The sequence below is a fragment of the Pseudomonas fluorescens genome (genome assembly GCF_018614655.1).
Lineage (GTDB): Bacteria > Pseudomonadota > Gammaproteobacteria > Pseudomonadales > Pseudomonadaceae > Aquipseudomonas > Aquipseudomonas fluorescens_BX.
Map to the genome: position 1 here is coordinate 157,898 of NZ_JAGGOG010000001.1, position 18,404 is coordinate 176,301.

Below are 18,404 nucleotides of genomic sequence, written 5' to 3' on the forward strand. Positions count from 1 at the left end.
CTGAAGATCCTGCGGCCCTTATCGCGGCCTTCGGCAGCGGCTACAGAGGATGACGTCAGATTGCGTAAGCCAAGGCTGCGAATTCACCTCGGAATGAAGTATTGTTGCGCCCATCCAGAAATAAACCACACGCCTGCCTTCGACCAGGCGGTTGACAAGAGATAGAGGGTGTCATGGGTAACGAAAGCATCAATTGGGACAAGCTGGGTTTTGACTACATCAAGACCGACAAGCGTTTTCTCCAGACCTGGAAGGATGGCGCTTGGCAAGAAGGCACCCTGACCGAAGATAACGTGCTGCACATCAGTGAAGGCTCCACCGCCCTGCACTACGGCCAGCAATGCTTCGAAGGCATGAAGGCCTATCGCTGCAAGGACGGTTCGATCAACCTGTTCCGTCCAGACCAGAACGCCCTGCGCATGCAGCGCAGCTGCGCACGCCTGCTGATGCCGCACGTGCCGACCGAAGCCTTCATCGAAGCCTGCAAGGCAGTGGTTCGCGCCAACGAGCGGTTTATCCCGCCGTACGGCACCGGCGGCGCGCTGTACCTGCGTCCGTTCGTCATCGGTACCGGTGACAACATCGGCGTGCGCACGGCACCCGAGTTCATCTTCTCGATCTTCTGCATCCCGGTCGGCGCCTACTTCAAGGGCGGCCTGACGCCACACAACTTCCTGATCTCCAGCTACGACCGCGCCGCGCCGAACGGCACCGGTGCGGCCAAAGTCGGTGGCAACTACGCCGCCAGCCTGATGCCGGGCTCCCTGGCGAAAAAAGCCAACTTCGCCGATTGCATCTACCTGGACCCACAAACCCACTCGAAAATCGAGGAAGTCGGTTCGGCCAACTTCTTCGGTATCACCCACGACAACAAGTTCGTCACCCCGAACTCACCGTCGGTGTTGCCAGGCATCACTCGCCTGTCGTTGATCGAACTGGCCAAGTCCCGCCTGGGACTGGAAGTGGTCGAAGGTGATGTGTTCGTCGACAAGCTGTCAGATTTCAAGGAAGCCGGCGCTTGCGGTACTGCTGCGGTGATCACGCCGATCGGTGGTATCGAATACAAGGACAAGCTGCACGTGTTCTACAGCGAGAAAGACGTCGGCCCCGTCACCCAAAAGCTCTATAAAGAGCTGACCGGCGTGCAGTCCGGCGACGTTGAAGCGCCTGAAGGCTGGATCGTCAAGGTCTGACCAACACCGCTGAACGAAATGTGGGAGCGGCGGTGCGACGATTCGACTTGCTCGCGAAAGTGGAGTATCAGTCGCAGAATATATCGACTGATCCACCGCCTTCGCGAGCAAGCCCGCTCCCACATTTGCTCCTCAATCTTTCGAACTATTCTCCACAATCTTCTTGCCCATGCTGATCCTCGGCTCCGCCCCATACCCCAGCGCTTCATAAAACCCCACCACCGCTTCGTTGCCGCTGGTGACCTGCAGGTTGATCTTCATGCAGCCCAAGGCAATCAAGGCCTGTTCTGCATGCCGTACCAGTGAGGCGCCCAGGCCCTGACGGCGATAGTCAGCATGCACCGCCACCGAATACAGCCAGCCACGATGGCCGTCATAGCCGGCGAGGATGGTGCCAATCACGGTTTTCTTGTCCGTAGCGACAAAGAACAAGGCATCGTTGACCGCCAGTTTCTTATCAATGGCCAGGGCCGGCATATTGTGCGCCGTGTCATAACCGAAGGCTGCCTGCCACAACGCGATCACTTGGCCACGGTGCTGACGATCGCGATACAGACCGATGGGATGGCGTGACGACAGAGCCTTTTCCATGACCAGAGTGCGTTCGTTGCCGTGGTAGACGTCGCGCACCGTATGGAAACCCAGCGTGGTGTAGAACGGCTCGGCGGTCAGCGAGGACGGCACATTGAGCACCGTGACACCGGCCTCCCGGGCGCGCAGTTCGATTTCGATCATCAGCAGGCGACCAATACCCTGCCCTTGCAGCGCCGGGTTGACGAATACCGAGCGCACCACGCTGCCATCAAGGGCTGCGGTGGCGACGATCCCTTCGTCCTGGACCGCCACCAGCACCGTTCGGCGCTGGAGCAATGCCAGCACGGCGTCGGGCGTGAAGTTGCTCGCCACTCGGGCGATGACATCAGCCGGGTAATCCCGGGCATTGCTGTCATGCAGGGCAGCCAGGATTACCTGGCTGATGCCCTCGGCATCGGTGGTTTGGGCGAGACGGACTTCAGTGGGCATGGGCACTCCTTCCTGACACGGATATCACTGTTAGCACAATACCAATGTGGGAGCAGGCTTGCTCGCGAAGGCAGTGGATCAGTCACAAATGTATAGGCTGACACTCCGCCTTCGCGAGCAAGCCCGCTCCCACATTTTAATCTCCACCCCCACGCAGCCGATTCAGCTGTCACGCCTCACTTTTCAGCTTTCCCCGCTGAGCCACTTCCCGGTTTCAGCCGAGATTCTCCCGCTATAACGCACAAAATAGCCTCAATGCCTAACCTTCATGGACCCGTGCCCCCATGCAAACCACCAACACCGTCCTGATGATCCGCCCGGCGCGCTTTGCCTTCAACCCGGACACCGCGATCAACAACCGCTTCCAGCGCCCGCCCCTGGACCCACTCGGCGCGCAGCAGAAAGCGCTGGAAGAGTTCGACGGTTATGTCGAGACCTTGCGCCAACACGGAGTGGAAGTGCTGGTGGTGCAGGACACCCTGGCGCCCCATACCCCGGATTCGATTTTCCCCAACAACTGGTGGAGCAGCCATGCCGACGGCAGCCTGGTGCTGTACCCGATGGAGGGCCAGAACCGCCGACTGGAGCGCAATAAAGGCGTGCTGCAAGTGCTGGAGCAGCGTTTCGCGATCCGCGACACCATCGACCTCAGCCACCTGGAACAACAAAATATGTTCCTGGAGGGCACCGGCAGCATGGTCCTCGACCGTCAGCACCGTATCAGCTACGCCTGCCACTCCGGGCGTACCCACCAAGATGCCCTACGCCAATTTGCCGAGCGCCTCGACTATCAGGTCTGTGTGTTCCACGCCGTCGACCGCCATCACACGCCGATCTACCACAGCAACGTGATGATGAGCGTCGGTCGCGACCTCTCCGTGGTGTGCCTGCAAGCGTTGCCCGAGGACCAGGAACGTCTGGCCCTGGAACGCTCCCTGCGGGACACCGGCAAGGACATCCTCGCCCTTGACTTCGACCAGTTGGAGGCCTTCGCCGGCAACATGCTGGAAGTCCACGACCGCAACGGCCAGCCGCTGCTGGTGATGTCCGCCAGTGCCTGGCAATCCCTCAAGCCCGCCCAGCGCCAGCACGTGGAACGCCACACGCTGCCTGTGGTGGTGAATATCGACCACATCGAACGCATCGGCGGCGGCAGTGCCCGCTGCATGTTGGCGGAAGTGCATTTGCCTGCCCGCCCTTCATTCCAATAAAGGAGTCTTGCCATGACCCGCTATATCGACGTCAACGACCTCAGCTACCTGGTGTCGCAAAAAGGCCTGCAAACCTGCATCAGCGAGATGGCCGAATACATCCGCGCCGATTACCTGCGCTGGCAGGACTTTGAAAAGTGCGCACGCTTGGCCAACCACTCGCCGGAAGGTGTGATCGAACTGATGCCCGTGTCGGACGCCGCGCTGTACGCCTTCAAGTACGTCAACGGCCATCCGAAAAACACCCAGAGCGGCATGCTCACGGTCATGGCGTTCGGCGCCTTGGGGGATGTCGACACGGGCGCGCCGGTGCTGCTCAGCGAAATGACCCTGACCACCGCGATTCGCACTGCGGCCACCTCGGCCCTGGTCGCCCGCTACCTGGCCCGTGAAAACAGCCGCAGCATGGCGCTGATCGGCAACGGCTCGCAAAGCGAGTTCCAGGCCCTGGCCTTCCACGCCATGCTGGGTATCAACGAAATCCGCCTGTTCGATATCGACGCCAAGGCCACCGCCAAGCTGGCAGCCAACCTCAGGGCGTTCCCGGCGATCAAGGTGATCCTGGCCAGCAGCGTCGCCGAGGCAGTGCGCGGAGCCGACATCGTCACCACCGTCACCGCCGACAAGGCCTACGCCACCATTCTTACTGACGAAATGATCGAACCCGGCATGCACCTCAATGCCGTGGGCGGCGACTGCCCGGGCAAGACCGAACTGGACCGACGCATCGTCGAACGCGCCCGGGTAATCGTCGAGTACGAGCCACAAAGCCGTATCGAAGGCGAAATCCAGCACATGCCGCAGGATTCCCCGGTCACCGAACTGTGGCAAGTCATCAACGGCCGGGAAAATTCACGCCAGGTCACCCTGTTCGATTCGGTGGGTTTTGCCATCGAAGACTACTCGGCCCTGCGTTACGTACTCGACGTGGCCAAGGCGCTGGACATTGGTAGCACCCTGGAACTGGTGCCCGAGCTGGCGAACCCGAAGGACCTGTTTGCGCGCCTTGCGCAACGCCCTGCCGCACAGCACAAAAAGCGCGCCTGAGACCGCTCTGGTCTGCCGCTTTGAGCATAGGACGGGCCAGACAACAGCGCGTAAAAAGCCGATTTTGCGGGTGATACAGCCGATTCCGCTGACATCCGCGTTTTAACAGCACATTCCGAGCGCCACAACCGGGGTAAACGACACAAAAAACGCACCTTCATGAAGCATTCTTGTGGCCTGTGAAGGCTTGTTGTGGCGAGCGGGCTTGCCCGCGTTGGGTCGCGAAGCGGCCCCATCAACGTCACAGAGTTCTTTCAGAAAAAATGAGGTAACGGGTTTAGGGACTGCTGCGCAGTCCAACGCGGGCAAGCCCGCTCGCCACAAACAACAAGCCAGCTCGACACAAAAACTCTGATTCCACCTTTTAACTGCCCTGACATCAATTACAAAATATAGGGAATACACATGACTCCGCTCCGATCACTTTTCGCTGCGCTGCTCCTGCCTTTGTGCGCCTCTGCCGCCCAGGCCCAGGAATGGAAAGAAATCCGCTTCGGGGTCTTCCCCGAATACCCGCCCTTTGAGTCAGTCGCCGCCGACGGCAGCCTGCAAGGTTTCGACATCGAGCTGGGCAATGCGATTTGCACCAAGCTTGAGGTCAAGTGCGTGTGGGTCCACAACGAATTCGACGGCATGATCCCAGCCCTGCGTGCTCGCAAGTTCGACGCCATCATGTCCTCCATGGCCGTGACCCCGGCCCGTCAGAAAGTCATCGACTTCAGCGACCGGTTATTCCTCAGCCCGACCTCGGTGATCACCCGCAAAAGCGCCGACTTCGGCGACACCCCTGAATCGCTGAAAGGCAAACAGGTCGGCGTGCTGCAAGGCTCGCTGCAAGAAGCCTACGCCCGCGCTCACCTGGCTAAACTCGGTGCGCAGATCAAGGCTTACCAGTCCCAGGAGCAGAACTACGCCGACCTGCAAAATGGTCGCCTGGACGCCACCCTGACCGACAAGCTCGAAGCCCAGCTCAACTTCCTGTCCAAGCCCGAAGGCGCCGACTTCAAGACCGGACCGGCCTTCAAGGACCCGACCCTGCCTCTGGACATCGCCATGGGCCTGCGCAAGAACGACCAGGAATTGCTGGCGCTGATCAACAAAGGCATCGCTGCCGTGCAAGCCGATGGCACCTACACGCAGATCCAGAAGAAGTACTTCGGCGATCAGGACATCTACAACGAATGAACAACGGCCTGCGCATCTCCCAACGTTTGAAATAACACTCCCGTAGCAGCTGTCGAGCCCCAGCGAGGCTGCGTAGGTTGCACCGCTGTCCTCGCGTCTGGCTTGGTACCGAGGCGCTCTTTACGCAGCCTCGCTGGAGCTCGACAGCTGCTACGCGGGGGAGATGAAGATGTGCCGATGCTCTCCCGTTCTATAGAGAATTTCCCCCGTGAATGAATTCCTCAACTTGCAGGGCTTCGGCCCGCTGCTGGCTCAGGGCGCCTGGATGACGGTCAAGCTGGCGTTCCTGGCACTGGTGCTGAGCCTGTCCCTGGGACTGATCGCCGCCGGTGCCAAACTCTCCAGCGTCAAGCTGCTTCGGGTTCCGGCCACGCTCTACACCACGCTGATTCGCAGCGTGCCGGACCTGGTGCTGATCCTGCTGATCTTCTACAGCCTGCAACTGTGGCTGAACGACCTGACCGAGATGCTCGGCTGGGATTACGTCGAAATCGATCCGTTCACCGCCGGCGTACTCACCCTCGGTTTTATCTACGGTGCGTATTTCACCGAGAACTTTCGCGGGGCGATTCTCAGCGTACCCGCGGGCCAACTCGAAGCCGCGACCGCCTACGGCCTGAGCCGCTGGCAGCGGTTTCGCCTGGTGCTGTTCCCGCAACTGATGCGCTTTGCCCTGCCGGGCCTGGGCAATAACTGGCTGGTGTTGCTCAAGTCCACGGCGCTGGTGTCGATCATCGGCCTGTCGGACCTGGTCAAGGCCGCGCAAAACGCTGGCAAGACCACCAATGATCCGCTGTATTTCCTGATCCTCGCAGGCCTGGTGTACCTGGTGATCACCACCCTCTCCAACCGCATCTTCAAACGCCTGGAACGGCGCTACAACGTCGGCATCAAGGGGATGGCGCGATGATCGAACTGATCCAGCAATACGGCCTGGCCTACCTGTTCACCGATGGCAACGGCTTTTCCGGTGTGGCCATGACCCTGTGGTTGTTCATTATCTCGGTGGTGCTGGGCTTTTTCCTGTCGATCCCGCTGGCGATCGCGCGGGTGTCGGAACACTTCTGGATTCGCTGGCCGGTGGAGGTCTACACCTACCTGTTTCGCGGCACGCCACTGTATATCCAACTGCTGATTTGCTACACCGGGCTCTACGGCCTGGACGTGGTGCAAGACAACGCCCTGCTTAACCAGTTTTTCCGCAATGCGCTGAACTGCACGCTGCTGGCCTTTGTACTGAACACCTGCGCCTACACCGTGGAAATCTTCGCCGGGGCGATTCGCAACATCCCCCACGGCGAGATTGAAGCGGCGCGAGCCTACGGCTTGCACGGCTGGCGGTTGAACCTGTTTGTGATCGTGCCCGCCGCCTTGCGCCGCGCGCTGCCGGCCTACAGCAACGAAATGATCCTGATGCTCCACGCCACATCCCTGGCGTTTACCGCCACCATCGCCGACATCCTCAAGGTGGCGCGCGATGCCAATGCCGAGACCTTCCTGACCTTCCAGGCGTTCGGTATTGCCGCTCTGTTGTACATGCTGCTGTCCTTTGCACTGGTGGGCCTGTTTCGACTGGCCGAACGTCGCTGGATGCGTTTTCTTGTTCCTACCCGAGGCTAACCCATGAATCAGTCCGCGCAGGCCCTGGCCGCACATCCCGCTTCCGTCATCGACACCCGCCCCGCTCCGCGAGCCACCGTGGTGGCGGAAAACGCCAACGTCAAACTCAAGGTCGAAGGCCTGCACAAACGCTATGGCGAACACGAAGTGCTCAAAGGCGTCTCGCTGAATGCACGCAACGGCGACGTAATCAGCCTGATCGGCGCCAGCGGTTCCGGCAAAAGTACGATGCTGCGCTGCATCAATTTTCTTGAGCAGCCGGACGCCGGGGTGATCACCCTGGATGGCATCAGCATTGAAATGCGCCAGGGCCGCTCCGGCGCCCAGGCCCCTCATCAAGCCCAATTGCAAAACCTGCGTACGCGACTGGCCATGGTCTTCCAGCACTTCAACCTGTGGAGCCACATGACGGTCCTGGAAAACATCTGCATGGCGCCCCGACGCGTGCTGGGCGTGAGCGCCGCCGAGGCGGAAAAGCGCGCGCGGATGTACCTGGACAAGGTCGGCCTGCCGGGTCGGGTTGCCGATCAATACCCCGCGTTTCTCTCCGGCGGCCAGCAGCAGCGGGTGGCAATTGCCCGGGCCCTGGCCATGGAGCCGGAGATTATCCTGTTCGACGAACCCACCTCGGCGCTTGACCCTGAACTTGTAGGAGAAGTCCTCAAAGTCATACAGACGTTGGCTGAGGAAGGTCGTACCATGCTCATGGTCACCCACGAAATGGGCTTTGCCCGGCAGGTGTCCAGCCAGGTGCTGTTCCTGCATCAGGGCCGGGTCGAGGAACACGGCGGCGCCGAGATCCTTGACCATCCCAACAGCGAACGCCTGCAGCAATTTCTTTCCAACCGTTTGAAGTGAACACGAAGCCAACCATGGATACCAAGGCCAACGGACCCCATTCCTCCCCTGCGCTGGATCGCATCGACGAGGCCATCATTGATGTGCTGCGTCATCAGGGGCGTATCACCTACGAGAAACTCTCGTCACTGGTGCACCTGACCCCCAGGCCCTGCCTGGAACGGGTGCGCAAACTGGAACGACGGGGAGTGATCCGCGGTTATGGCGCGATCATCGATGTGCAGATGGTCTCGCCGGGGCTGTCGTTGCTGGTGCTGGTGGCCCTCTCCAACCAGAGCGGGCGCTCGGCGCAAAAAGCCTTCGAAGCGTGCGTCAAAGCCTGCCCTCAAGTGTTCGAATGCCAACTGATCAGCGGACCGTTCGACTACAGCCTGCGCATGCGCTGCCGGGACATGGAGCACTACCGGGTGCTGACGGAAATCTGGTTGAACAATGATGAGTTGCACATTGATAAATTGGTGGCGCATCCGGAGTTGGCGGTGGTGAAAAACACCGCGACCGAGTTGGCGTGACGCTTGATACGTTGTAGCCGCTGCCGAGGCACGAGGCTGCGATGCGTGCCCGCAGGACCGCCCCTGGGGCCGCTACGGTCGAGCGCGACCCCGGTCCCATCGCAGCCTCGTACCTCGGCAGCGGCTACACATTATCGCAGGCAAGCCAGTTCCCACAGTTTAACCGTGCTCAGACTCACGGAGCATCGGGGCGATCCCGCGAGACTGAACGCAGATAACCTTCGATATCTGCACCAGCCAGCGGCTTGACCAGGATAAACACCCGATTCACCTGCCGCCCCATCTTGATCCCCTCCCGGGCCCGCACCGACACATACCCAAGCTTGGGCCAGAATCGCTCGGCCCTGGTGTTGCCCTGCACCACCGTCAGCCGCAGCCAGCGAGCCCCCAGGCTCATTGCCCAGTTCTGAAGATCGGCGTGCAACCGATTTGCCAACCCAGTGCCATGCAGCGAGGTGGCCACCAGCAGCAACCCGATATGCCAGACCCCGGTCGCCAACAGGTCTGATGCCACATTCACCACGGCTACCAATACGCCCTCGGCGTCGCGATAGCCCAACCAATACATGCGCGTATGCGGCCAATCATCGGGCAATTGGAAGTTCAGCTCTTCGCGAGCCTCCAACGGCCTGGCGGGCTCGCCATTGACCGCCAGAAAATACCCCGGACTGTCTTCAAACAACTGCTGTAGCTCAGCCTCATCACGAACTGTCAGCTCGACCACGCGAATACCGGCGACGGAACTGATGGGCAGGTGCAATATTTTCGCAACCTCCATGTTTGCCACGCCTCAATCGTCCCGCGTCAGTACTTCCAACAACTCAATCTCGAAGCGTAAATCGCTGTTGGGCTTGATATGTGCGCCCATCGACCGCTCGCCATAAGCCAGGTGCGCCGGCACAAACAGTGTCCGAATTCCGCCGACTTTCATGCCCATCAGGCCTTGGTCCCAACCCTTGATCACCCGTCCGGTACCGATAACACACTGGAACGGCTTGCCTCGCTCCCAGGAGGAATCGAACACCGTACCGTCGTCCAGGGTGCCGGTGTATTGCGTGGTGATCAGCGCCCCCTTGACCACGGCTTTGCCGTCGCCCAGGCGGATGTCGGTGATTTGTAGTTCGTTGTTCATACCTTTAGGCCTCACTCACAACCAATGCCAAAACCGGCTCCAGAACCCTCGATCCAGATCCGCCTTACACCCCGCATATTGCCGCGCATACATATCGGAACGCGCCTTGACCTTTCCGGCAACCGGCAACAGCCAGGCCTTACTGGCATAGGTTCGCTGACGATAGCCGCCCCAGCCTTCGTGGTAGTTCAGGTACTGGCCATAGGCGTCGTATTTGTACACGCCGTTGATGGTGGTGGTCTTGTCCATGTACCAGCCGACAAAGTCGATGGCGTCGTCGAAGTCCTGCCGGCTGGCCCAGCTACGGCCGGTGCTTTTGCGGTAGTCGCTCCACACCTCGTCCTTAGCTTGGGCGTAGCCGGAAGCGGTGGATACGCGGCCCCATGGGATGATCCACAGCAGGTATTTGCGCGGGGTCTTGGCGTTCTGCCGGAAGCCCGACTCCTGGTACATGATGGCGAACGGCACCTGGATCGGCACACCCCAGCGCTTCTGGGTGACCTTGGCCGCGTCGTACCAATCGTCCTTTTCCCGGAAGATGCCGCAGAGGTCATCAGGAGTGCGTGGCGGCGAAGTACCGCAGGCTGCCAGCAAGGAGGTCAGTAATAAGAGGGCTATGGTTTTTGCCAGGTTCAAAAGCTTACCTTCGCGTGATGCGCGTAAAAAAGTCGACAGTTTACGCGTTCACGGGAGGTGATGCCGATAAGACATTAATTTGCCTTGTTCACCGTGCAGGCGCCAGGCCGGCGCCTGCACGGTGATGCATCAGGCCAATGGCACTTTACGGGTGGACATCGCCATCCGGCCGACACCGAAGCTCAACGCCGCACCCAACAGCAACATCAGCAAAGTGCTCCACGCGGCACGGGACAGTTGCTTGGCGGCAACCTCGCCGGCCTCACGGGCTTTCTGCTCGGCTTGCTTCTTCAGTTCTTCAACCTTCTGCACCGCCTGCTGATAGGCCTGGGCATAGTTGTCGACGATCTGGGTGGCTTCGGCCTGGCTCTTGCCGGTACGGGCGGCGACGATGTTGACCAGCGCTTCTTTGTCCGCCGCATTCAAGGCTGGCTCACCAGATGCCTTGACCCGCTCGAACCATTGCTTCAGTTCTTCGGTGGCCTGAGCCGGGTTGGTGGCGGCATCGGCGGCCGATTGCTTGCCATCCGCTGCAGCCTGGTCAGCTTTGTGCTCGACATTGGCCGGGGCCAGGTCAGGTTTGCCAGTCTGCTTGAGCAAGGTGTCCAACTGGCCTTGCAAGCTGTTCCAATCCAGGCTGATGCCCTTCTCGTCCAGTTGCTGTTTGACGCTGTCGCTGATGCCCGGTGCCACGGCGGCAATCCCGCTGCCGGCTGCCGACAGGCCTTTACCGACCACATTCCCGGCGGCGCCCACCACGCTGGTAGCCAACGCTGCCAGCAACCAAGTGGTCAGCAAGGTGGTGATGGTCCAGCTCAGGACACCATGCAAACCGCCGCGATCCGGTGCTGTACGCCCGGCAACAAACGCACCGGCGCCGATGGCCAGCAGGGTTGAGACGAACAGCCAGATCCCGGCCCCGGTGCCGAAGCCACTCAACGGGTTGCCGGCCGCCATCGGGTTGACGGCACTGGCACCAATGGCGGTGCCCAGCACGCTCAGCACCAGGTACGTCACCAGGGCAATTGCACTACCGGCCAACACCGAGCCCCAGGACACGCGAAACAGTGAACGGTTGCTTTCATAGACAGTGGTCATGATCGATCCTTTGACAGTGAGTAAGTACAGACCGGCTCAGTGTGTCGAGCCCGCGTTCTGCGGTCTCGGCACAATTGCACTAGGCGCACTGGTGCATTCGCACCCCGCGCCGGGGACTTTCTCTGCACTATCCTGAGCCCCAGGTGTCGTACTTCTCACGCGACCTACCCCCCGGAGAAACCATGAGCCAGGCCGTCCTCGCCAAAGAAACCAACCGCCGCCAACTGCAGCAGATCATCTCCGGGTTGTCCGACGGGGTGATCCTTGCCGAGGTCGACCAGACGATCCTCTGGGCCAACGAAGCCGCGCTGGCCATGCATGGTGTCGACAACGTCGAAGCCTTGGGCGCCAACACCCAGGAGTACGCGACCCGTTTTGCCTTGCGCTACCGCAACAATCACCCGCTGCCCCTGGAGAGTTACCCGCTGAGCCGAATGGGGGATGGTGAAGAATTCAGCGATGTGGTGGTGGAAGTCACACCCACTGGCGACGACGAAAAAACCTGGGTCCACCGTCTGCGCAGCCTGGTGCTCAACGACGCTTCCGGCGAACCGGAAATGCTGGTACTGATCCTCAGCGATGCCACCGAATGGGCCAGCGCCGAGCAACGTTTCGAGAAGACCTTCAACGCCAACCCGGCGCCCGCCGTGATCTGCCGCCTGAGCGACCTGCGTTATATCAAGGTCAATCAGGGCTTCCTGGAGATGACCGGCTACAACCGCGATCAGGTGATCGGCCGCTCGGTGTATGAGCTCGATGTGCTGGAACAGGCCGAACGCAAGGACCTGGCGATTCAGCGTCTGGGGGAAGGCGCAACCATCCCGCAGATGCAGGCGGAACTGAAGCTGCCCGAAGGCGGCAGCAAACTGGTGATTGTCGCCGGCCAGCCGTTGGACATGAATGAGGAAGACTGCATGTTGTTTTCCTTCACCGACCTTGAGCCCCGGCGCAAGGCCGAAACCGCGTTGCGCCAGAGCGAAGAACGGTTCGCCAAGTCCTTTCGCCTGACGCCGGTACCGACCCTGGTGTGCAGCGCCGACAACCAGCAGGTGGTGGACATCAACGAAGCTTTCATCAACACCACCGGCTACACCAGTGAAGAACTGATCGGCAAATCCGTGGCCGAGATCGACTTTATCGACGGCGCCCAGAACTGCACCCGAGTGTTCGCCGCCCTGGAGAAGGCCGGCAATGTCGACAGCCTGGACCTGAAGATCCGCAAGAAAGGCAACGAAGTGATCGACTGCGTCTTGTCCGCCGACACCGTCAGTATCCAGAACGTGCCCTGCTACCTGCTGGTATTGATGAACATCACCGAGCGCAAGCGCTCGGAGCTGGAACTGGTGGCGGCCATCGAAGAAGTCATGCAGGACGCCTCCTGGTTCAGCCAGACACTGATTGAAAAACTGGCCAACGCCAAGAACGTCAACAGCCCCAACCTGCCCAGCGTTTCCTTCACCGACCTCACCGCCCGCGAGCGCGATGTGCTGGGTTTGATCTGCGAGGGTCTGGCCGACAAGGAGATCGCCTCACGCCTGAAACTGGCGCCCAACACCGTGCGCAACCATGTGGCGACGGTGTATTCCAAACTGGGCGTGCATAGCCGCAGTGCGGCGATTGTGTGGGCGCGGGAGCGCGGTCTGTTCGCCGGAGACCACCGAGTGAAGCCCAAGAAATAACGATCTACAGCTTTTTTCGTAGCAGCTGTCGAGCGCCAGCGAGGCTGCGTAAGGTTCGACTCGGTGCCGCAGGCTGACTTGAAAGCTGCGGTGCGGCCCACGCAGCCTCGCTGGCGCTCGACAGCTGCTACGGGATCTTGTCCAGTGAGGTTCAAGGCGGTACCTGCGAAGGGCGCTGGATTCAGGTGCAAATGCACTAGTGCGACCGGTGCAAATTCGCCTTATCGGGTGAAGGTGCACTACTTAACCTTGAAGGGTGGGCACAGGGCTTGAATCCCGTGCCAAAGCGTTTTTTTGCCCTTTAAGGAATTCACCATGAAAAGCGAACACGTCAAAGGCACCGTCGAAAAAGTGACCGGCAAGGCTCAGGATTTTATCGGTGACCTGACCGGTGATGAACAGCTGCAAGCCGAAGGCCTGGCCCGTCAGGCGGCCGGCCAGTTGCAACAAACCTATGGCGATGCGCTGGAGACTGTCGGTGATTTTGCCAAGCACAAACCCCTGGCTACCGTGGCCATTGTGGCCGGCGTCGGTCTGTTGCTGGGCCTGCTGCTGCGTCGTCGCTAAGGGGGCCTGAATGTTTAGCCTCTCGCAACTGCGCAACTGCATCGAAGAAGCCTTGCTGCCCCTGACCTGCGAATTCACCTTGTGCCGGGATGCGTCGTTGACCCTGAAAGTCTTCGATGCCGAAACCGGCCGGGTGGACCTGGTAGTGACGGGGATCAGTGTCAACAAACTGAGAACCTCGCAAGACGTGGAAACGATGGTCGAGGAACTGCGTTACGAGCTGCAAAGCAACACCGTGGGCCGGGTCAATCTGGATGATTTACCCCTGAACGCCTTGTAACCGCTGGCGCAGCCTGCGATCGGCTGCGCAGCAGTCGCCAGGATCTTGAACTGCTGAAGGTCCTTCGGCCCTTATCGCAGCCTCGTACCTCGGCAGCGGCTACAGAACCGTGTCGATCACAGGGAATGTGTCGATCACCGTAGCCGCTGGCGCAGCCTGCGATCGGCTGCGCAGCAGTCGCCAGGATCTTGAACTGCTGAAGGTCCTTCGGCCCTTATCGCAGCCTCGTACCTCGGCAGCGGCTACAGAGCCGTGTCGATCACAGGGAATATGTCGATCACCGTAGCCGCTGGCGCAGCCTGCGATCGGCTGCGCAGCAGTCGCCAGGGTCTTGAACCACTGAAGGTCCTTCGGCCCTTATCGCAGCCTCGTACCTCGGCAGCGGCTACAAGGGGCCAAATGTATGATTTGACAGCGCTCTTGCCTGGTGACGCGCAAGACGTTATCTACAGATCAGCGCGCCTTCAGTGACGCCCCAATAAAGTAGAACACCCCGCCCCCCACAATGAACGCCGCCAGCATGTAAAACATGTAGTGGGCCGGCAGGCTGGCCAGTACCAGCCCGCACAACACCGGCCCCAGTGCGGCACCGAGGTTGGACAGGTTTTGCGCCCCGTAATACATGCCTCGCAGGTGGTCCGGGGCAATCCGGTCGATAAACATGTACTCGGCCGGAATCACGATGATCTCCCCCACCGTGAAAATCACCATCGCCGCCACCCACCACCACAGGTGGGTAGCCAGCGCGAACCCGATCAACCCCAGCATGAACATGCCCAGGCCCAGCATCAGCCAGCGGCTGAGGTGGCGATGGGAGATGCGCCGACCAATCGCATACTGCAAGCCGATCACCACTAATGCGTTAGTGGTGAGCACTGCGCTGATGACGCTGTAGGCATACTCCGCTGTGCTGGTGGTTACCAGGTACTGAGACAGGTACGCCGTAAACTGGCCAAACACCACGGCACTGAGCAAGCACCCCACGGTGAAACACACCAACCGACGATCCCGCACCAGCACCCGGAGAACCGCCAGGAATGGCACCGGCTTTTGCGCAACCTCAGCGGTGGCCAGGGTCTTGTCACCCCAGCGCCAATACAGCAGGAAAAAAGCCACCCCCAGGCCCGCCGAGAACATAAATGGCAGACTGATATCGACCTTCGCCACCATCGCCCCAAAAAACGGCCCCACCGCATAGCCAATATTGGTCAGGGTGTACTTGATGGAAAACACTTCACTGCGCGCGTCTTCAGGCAGCAGGCTGGCAAAGCCGGCTTTGACCGCGATGTCGATCACTGAGTAAGCCAGGTTGATCAGGATCAGGCAGGCATAGAACGACTCGATTCCCCGCGCCAGGAGCGTCCCGAAGAATCCGAAGGCAAACAACAGGCTCAAACCGAGCAACAGCCGATAACTGCTGATCCGGTCCACCAGGAAACCGCCGTACACACTGAGCAGTGAACCGACGATCAACGAGCTGCCGATCACCAGGCCGACCTGGCTGATGCTCAGGGCAAACTGGTCAGTCAGGTAAATCACCAGGTACGGAAAGGTAATCGCCCTGGCCAGCGTCAGGATCAACGTGGCCGACAGCAACAGATTTACGGCACGGGGGTAATTTTTTATTGTCTTCAGCATCCTGCTCTCATTCTTTCAAGGGCGCCGCTCAAGGACGCTGGTGCGGCCGGCGGGCGGATGTACATTAACCCAAGATGAAGGACAAAAAAGGCGGATTTATGCATTTACGCAAAAATTAAATGCATTATTTATAAGCTAAGATCGATCACTCCCTCGCACCTGATAAGGATATCCCCATGTCTGTCACCGCCATCGTGATTCTGGTCATCGCCGTCCTGCTGGTGTTTTACGCCATCGGGATCTACAACAAGCTGGTGACCCTGCGTAATCGCTTCAAGAACGCCTTCGCCCAGATCGAAGTGCAGCTCAAGCGCCGCTACGACCTGATCCCCAACCTGGTGGAAACCGCCAAGGCCTACCTGAGTCATGAGCGCGAAACCCTCGAAGCGGTCGTCGCGGCGCGCAATACCGCATTGGCCGGCCTCAAGGTGGCGGCGGCCCAGCCGGGTAACCCGCAGGCGATGGCACAACTGGGCCAGGCCGAAGGAGCGCTCACCAGCGCCATGGGCCGCCTTAACGTGACCATGGAAGCCTACCCAGACCTCAAAGCCTCGCAGAACATGCAGCAATTGAGCGAAGAACTGACCAGCACTGAGAACAAGGTGGCCTTCTCGCGCCAGGCATTCAACGACTCGGTCATGGCCTACAACACCTACAAGCAGACGTTCCCGCCGGTGCTGTTCGCCAACCTGTTCGGGCACAGCGCCGATGCCAGCCTGCTGGAGTTTGCCGACAGCGTACAGATCCAGGACGCACCCAAGGTGTCGTTCAACTAACCTTCGCCCACGGATGGCCCGATGAACTTTTTCGAACACCAAGACCGCGCCCGGCGCCACACCGGGCGTCTGGTGCTGTTGATGGGCGCCGCAGTGCTGAGCCTGATCATCGTCACCAGCGGGGTGCTGATCGTGATCCTGCGCAGCCAGAAAGACCTGTCGGTGAACTTCTCCAACTGGCAACTGCTGCTGGACGTCTCTATCGTGGTGTTCGCCGTGGTGTTGCTGGGCAGCCTCTACAAAACCATCCAGCTACGAGCGGGCGGCAAGGTGATTGCCGAACGCCTGGGTGGCCGGTTGATCAACCTCGCCCCGCAAGGCCTGGACGAACGCCGGATGCTCAATATAGTGGAAGAAATGGCCATCGCCTCGGGCACGCCGGTACCGGCGGTCTACGTATTGGATGACACCTCGATCAACGCTTTCGCCGCCGGGTTGACGCCCCAGGACGCCGTGATTGGCGTTACTCGGGGCGCTGTGGCCCTGCTCAATCGCGAAGAGTTGCAAGGGGTGATTGCCCACGAGTTCAGCCACATCTACAACGGCGACATGCGCCTCAATACCCGTCTGACGGCGGTGATCCACGGGCTGTTACTGCTGGGGTTGATTGGCGCGTTGATCCTGCGCGGGGTGTCCTATCGCGGTTCATCCTCAAGCAGCAACAAGAGCGGTAACAACGGGGCGATGGCGATTATGGCCGTCGGTGGCGCGCTGTGGGTACTGGGTTACACCGGGACGTTTTTCGGTAACCTGATCAAGGCAGCCGTCAGTCGCGAGCGGGAATTCCTCGCCGATGCTTCGGCGGTGCAATTCACCCGCAACCCCCAGAGCATCGCCGGCGCGCTGAAGAAAATCGGCGGCCACGCCCAGGGTTCACAATTGCAAGCAGCTCATGCGGCCGAGTTCAGTCATCTGTATTTTGGCGCCGGCGTGAAGGCCGCCATGAGCGGCATGATGGCGACTCATCCGCCGCTGGAAGTGCGTATTCAGCGGGTCGACCCGCAGTGGAACGGCCAGTTTCCCGCCGTGGAGTTCCTGGGAGAGGCACCACCGCCCAGCACCGGTTTCCAGGCTGGCTTGAACGAACCGGCTCCCGCCAAGGAGCTGGTGTTCGACCTGCTGGCCATCCAACAATCCATCGCCGCCATTGGTGAGCCGGGTCCTGAACACCTCGACCACGCGCAGTCTGCCCTGAACAACCTGCCGGGCGCCCTGCGAGAAGCCGCCCATAGCAGCAACGGCGCCCAGGCGTTGATCTGCGGGCTGTTGCTGGACCCAATACCGGTGCTGCAAGCCCAGCAGATGGAGCGCCTGCTACCCAAGCTTGCGCCGGATATCGCCCGGCAATTGGAAGCCTTGCGTCCCGATTTGACCAGCCTGGATCAACACCTGCGTCTGCCACTGATCGACCTGGCCATCCCCGCCCTCAAGCAACTGAGCACTGAACAGTTCAAGACCTTCAGAAGCCACCTGGCCCTGTTGATCCTGGCGGATGACCGGATCGACCTGCTGGAGTGGACCCTACTGCGTATCGTTGAACGCAACGTATTGGGTGCGCCCAAAGTCACCGCCAAATACAGCCTCCACCAGGTAACGGATGACATCGCCCTGCTGCTCGGCGCCCTCGCCCGCGCCGGCAACAGCGACCCTGCACACGTACGCAAGGCTTTCGATCAGGCCAGTGCCGGTCTCCCGTTGCCCGCATTGGCACTGAATGCCGCCGGCGCCAATGAATGGCAGGACCTTGAAACCGCCCTCAACCGCCTGCGCCAACTCAAGCCCCTGGAAAAGCCCACCCTGCTCAAGGCCATGGCCGTGTGCATCGAACAAGACGGCCAAATCACCCCGGCAGAGGCCGAACTGATGCGGGCCGTGGCCGATGTGCTGGATTGCCCGATGCCGCCATTACTGGCAACCCCCTGACTGCCCATCACCGAGTCTGATAACAA

At 60.3% G+C, this 18,404-nt stretch carries 19 protein-coding genes; 13 read left to right on the forward strand and 6 right to left on the reverse strand.

The window, feature by feature from the left end; genetic code table 11:
- Positions 1-173 precede the first annotated feature (173 nt).
- Positions 174-1,193: a branched-chain amino acid aminotransferase gene (locus J7E41_RS00670; protein WP_214989484.1), complete on the forward strand. Its 1,020-nt coding sequence runs from the start codon at positions 174-176 to the stop codon at positions 1,191-1,193.
- Between the two features lie 132 nt (positions 1,194-1,325).
- Here J7E41_RS00670 and J7E41_RS00675 read toward each other — a convergent pair whose 3' ends face one another.
- Entirely contained in the window at positions 1,326-2,216 is an 891-nt protein-coding gene (locus tag J7E41_RS00675) for a GNAT family acetyltransferase (RefSeq protein ID WP_214989485.1), read from the reverse strand.
- Between the two features lie 284 nt (positions 2,217-2,500).
- Here J7E41_RS00675 and ctlX point away from each other — a divergent pair, with 284 nt between their 5' ends.
- The 7 genes from ctlX to J7E41_RS00710 all read left to right on the forward strand — a co-directional run bounded on the left by ctlX (position 2,501) and on the right by J7E41_RS00710 (position 8,649).
- On the forward strand, positions 2,501-3,427 hold the full coding sequence (ctlX, locus tag J7E41_RS00680; protein WP_214989486.1) for a citrulline utilization hydrolase CtlX: 927 nt from the start codon (positions 2,501-2,503) through the stop codon (positions 3,425-3,427).
- 12 nt (positions 3,428-3,439) lie between these two features.
- The gene (locus J7E41_RS00685; protein ID WP_214989487.1) at positions 3,440-4,474 is read left to right on the forward strand and encodes an ornithine cyclodeaminase; all 1,035 of its coding nucleotides are present in this window, start codon (positions 3,440-3,442) and stop codon (positions 4,472-4,474) included.
- A 405-nt stretch (positions 4,475-4,879) separates the two neighbouring features.
- On the forward strand, positions 4,880-5,659 hold the full coding sequence (locus J7E41_RS00690; RefSeq protein ID WP_214989488.1) for an ABC transporter substrate-binding protein: 780 nt from the start codon (positions 4,880-4,882) through the stop codon (positions 5,657-5,659).
- 208 nt (positions 5,660-5,867) lie between these two features.
- Positions 5,868-6,569 carry an ABC transporter permease gene (locus J7E41_RS00695; RefSeq protein WP_214989489.1) on the forward strand — a complete coding sequence of 234 codons (702 nt, stop codon included), beginning with the start codon at positions 5,868-5,870 and terminating at the stop codon, positions 6,567-6,569.
- The gene (locus J7E41_RS00700; protein ID WP_214989490.1) at positions 6,566-7,279 is read left to right on the forward strand and encodes an ABC transporter permease; all 714 of its coding nucleotides are present in this window, start codon (positions 6,566-6,568) and stop codon (positions 7,277-7,279) included. Before J7E41_RS00695 ends, J7E41_RS00700 begins: the two co-directional genes overlap by 4 nt.
- A 3-nt stretch (positions 7,280-7,282) precedes the next feature.
- The gene (locus tag J7E41_RS00705; RefSeq protein ID WP_251029279.1) at positions 7,283-8,137 is read left to right on the forward strand and encodes an ABC transporter ATP-binding protein; all 855 of its coding nucleotides are present in this window, start codon (positions 7,283-7,285) and stop codon (positions 8,135-8,137) included.
- Between the two features lie 14 nt (positions 8,138-8,151).
- Positions 8,152-8,649, forward strand: coding sequence for an Lrp/AsnC family transcriptional regulator (locus tag J7E41_RS00710; protein WP_005787545.1), 498 nt, complete (start codon positions 8,152-8,154; stop codon positions 8,647-8,649).
- Between the two features lie 175 nt (positions 8,650-8,824).
- On the opposite strand, the gene J7E41_RS00715 is transcribed toward J7E41_RS00710, so the two are convergent.
- The 4 genes from J7E41_RS00715 to J7E41_RS00730 all read right to left on the reverse strand — a co-directional run bounded on the left by J7E41_RS00715 (position 8,825) and on the right by J7E41_RS00730 (position 11,515).
- Positions 8,825-9,427, reverse strand: a complete 603-nt coding sequence (locus tag J7E41_RS00715; protein WP_214989491.1) for a GNAT family N-acetyltransferase — start codon at positions 9,425-9,427, stop codon at positions 8,825-8,827.
- 12 nt (positions 9,428-9,439) lie between these two features.
- Complete coding sequence (locus J7E41_RS00720) at positions 9,440-9,781, reverse strand: FKBP-type peptidyl-prolyl cis-trans isomerase (RefSeq protein ID WP_214989493.1); 342 nt, start codon at positions 9,779-9,781, stop codon at positions 9,440-9,442.
- Positions 9,782-9,796: 15 nt separating this feature from the next.
- The gene (locus J7E41_RS00725; RefSeq protein WP_214989494.1) at positions 9,797-10,417 is read right to left on the reverse strand and encodes a hypothetical protein; all 621 of its coding nucleotides are present in this window, start codon (positions 10,415-10,417) and stop codon (positions 9,797-9,799) included.
- A 129-nt stretch (positions 10,418-10,546) separates the two neighbouring features.
- On the reverse strand, positions 10,547-11,515 hold the full coding sequence (locus J7E41_RS00730) for a hypothetical protein (RefSeq protein ID WP_214989495.1): 969 nt from the start codon (positions 11,513-11,515) through the stop codon (positions 10,547-10,549).
- Between the two features lie 182 nt (positions 11,516-11,697).
- Between J7E41_RS00730 and J7E41_RS00735 the strand changes: the two genes are divergently transcribed.
- The 3 genes from J7E41_RS00735 to J7E41_RS00745 all read left to right on the forward strand — a co-directional run bounded on the left by J7E41_RS00735 (position 11,698) and on the right by J7E41_RS00745 (position 14,041).
- Positions 11,698-13,194 (forward strand): PAS domain S-box protein, encoded by a 1,497-nt coding sequence (locus J7E41_RS00735; protein WP_214989496.1) that lies wholly within the window; start codon positions 11,698-11,700, stop codon positions 13,192-13,194.
- Between the two features lie 315 nt (positions 13,195-13,509).
- Positions 13,510-13,761 carry a CsbD family protein gene (locus J7E41_RS00740; RefSeq protein WP_214989497.1) on the forward strand — a complete coding sequence of 84 codons (252 nt, stop codon included), beginning with the start codon at positions 13,510-13,512 and terminating at the stop codon, positions 13,759-13,761.
- 10 nt (positions 13,762-13,771) lie between these two features.
- A complete protein-coding gene (locus J7E41_RS00745) occupies positions 13,772-14,041 on the forward strand; it encodes a DUF1652 domain-containing protein (RefSeq protein WP_214989499.1) in 270 nt (89 codons plus the stop codon).
- 453 nt (positions 14,042-14,494) lie between these two features.
- Here the strand turns inward: J7E41_RS00745 and J7E41_RS00750 are convergent, their stop codons facing one another.
- On the reverse strand, positions 14,495-15,679 hold the full coding sequence (locus J7E41_RS00750) for an MFS transporter (RefSeq protein ID WP_214989501.1): 1,185 nt from the start codon (positions 15,677-15,679) through the stop codon (positions 14,495-14,497).
- 176 nt (positions 15,680-15,855) lie between these two features.
- Between J7E41_RS00750 and J7E41_RS00755 the strand changes: the two genes are divergently transcribed.
- Positions 15,856-16,455, forward strand: coding sequence for a LemA family protein (locus J7E41_RS00755; protein ID WP_214989503.1), 600 nt, complete (start codon positions 15,856-15,858; stop codon positions 16,453-16,455).
- A gap of 21 nt (positions 16,456-16,476) precedes the next feature.
- Positions 16,477-18,378 (forward strand): M48 family metallopeptidase, encoded by a 1,902-nt coding sequence (locus J7E41_RS00760; protein ID WP_214989505.1) that lies wholly within the window; start codon positions 16,477-16,479, stop codon positions 18,376-18,378.
- The last annotated feature ends 26 nt before the right edge of the window (positions 18,379-18,404 follow it).

What these genes read in the sequence shown, in the direction of transcription:
- J7E41_RS00670 (WP_214989484.1), top strand. Translation starts at nt 174, where the DNA reads ATGGGTAACGAAAGCATCAATTGGGACAAGCTGGGTTTTGACTACATC.
- J7E41_RS00675 (WP_214989485.1), bottom strand. Translation starts at nt 2,216, where the DNA reads ATGCCCACTGAAGTCCGTCTCGCCCAAACCACCGATGCCGAGGGCATC.
- ctlX (WP_214989486.1), top strand. Translation starts at nt 2,501, where the DNA reads ATGCAAACCACCAACACCGTCCTGATGATCCGCCCGGCGCGCTTTGCC.
- J7E41_RS00685 (WP_214989487.1), top strand. Translation starts at nt 3,440, where the DNA reads ATGACCCGCTATATCGACGTCAACGACCTCAGCTACCTGGTGTCGCAA.
- J7E41_RS00690 (WP_214989488.1), top strand. Translation starts at nt 4,880, where the DNA reads ATGACTCCGCTCCGATCACTTTTCGCTGCGCTGCTCCTGCCTTTGTGC.
- J7E41_RS00700 (WP_214989490.1), top strand. Translation starts at nt 6,566, where the DNA reads ATGATCGAACTGATCCAGCAATACGGCCTGGCCTACCTGTTCACCGAT.
- J7E41_RS00705 (WP_251029279.1), top strand. Translation starts at nt 7,283, where the DNA reads ATGAATCAGTCCGCGCAGGCCCTGGCCGCACATCCCGCTTCCGTCATC.
- J7E41_RS00710 (WP_005787545.1), top strand. Translation starts at nt 8,152, where the DNA reads ATGGATACCAAGGCCAACGGACCCCATTCCTCCCCTGCGCTGGATCGC.
- J7E41_RS00715 (WP_214989491.1), bottom strand. Translation starts at nt 9,427, where the DNA reads ATGGAGGTTGCGAAAATATTGCACCTGCCCATCAGTTCCGTCGCCGGT.
- J7E41_RS00720 (WP_214989493.1), bottom strand. Translation starts at nt 9,781, where the DNA reads ATGAACAACGAACTACAAATCACCGACATCCGCCTGGGCGACGGCAAA.
- J7E41_RS00730 (WP_214989495.1), bottom strand. Translation starts at nt 11,515, where the DNA reads ATGACCACTGTCTATGAAAGCAACCGTTCACTGTTTCGCGTGTCCTGG.
- J7E41_RS00735 (WP_214989496.1), top strand. Translation starts at nt 11,698, where the DNA reads ATGAGCCAGGCCGTCCTCGCCAAAGAAACCAACCGCCGCCAACTGCAG.
- J7E41_RS00740 (WP_214989497.1), top strand. Translation starts at nt 13,510, where the DNA reads ATGAAAAGCGAACACGTCAAAGGCACCGTCGAAAAAGTGACCGGCAAG.
- J7E41_RS00745 (WP_214989499.1), top strand. Translation starts at nt 13,772, where the DNA reads ATGTTTAGCCTCTCGCAACTGCGCAACTGCATCGAAGAAGCCTTGCTG.
- J7E41_RS00750 (WP_214989501.1), bottom strand. Translation starts at nt 15,679, where the DNA reads ATGCTGAAGACAATAAAAAATTACCCCCGTGCCGTAAATCTGTTGCTG.
- J7E41_RS00755 (WP_214989503.1), top strand. Translation starts at nt 15,856, where the DNA reads ATGTCTGTCACCGCCATCGTGATTCTGGTCATCGCCGTCCTGCTGGTG.
- J7E41_RS00760 (WP_214989505.1), top strand. Translation starts at nt 16,477, where the DNA reads ATGAACTTTTTCGAACACCAAGACCGCGCCCGGCGCCACACCGGGCGT.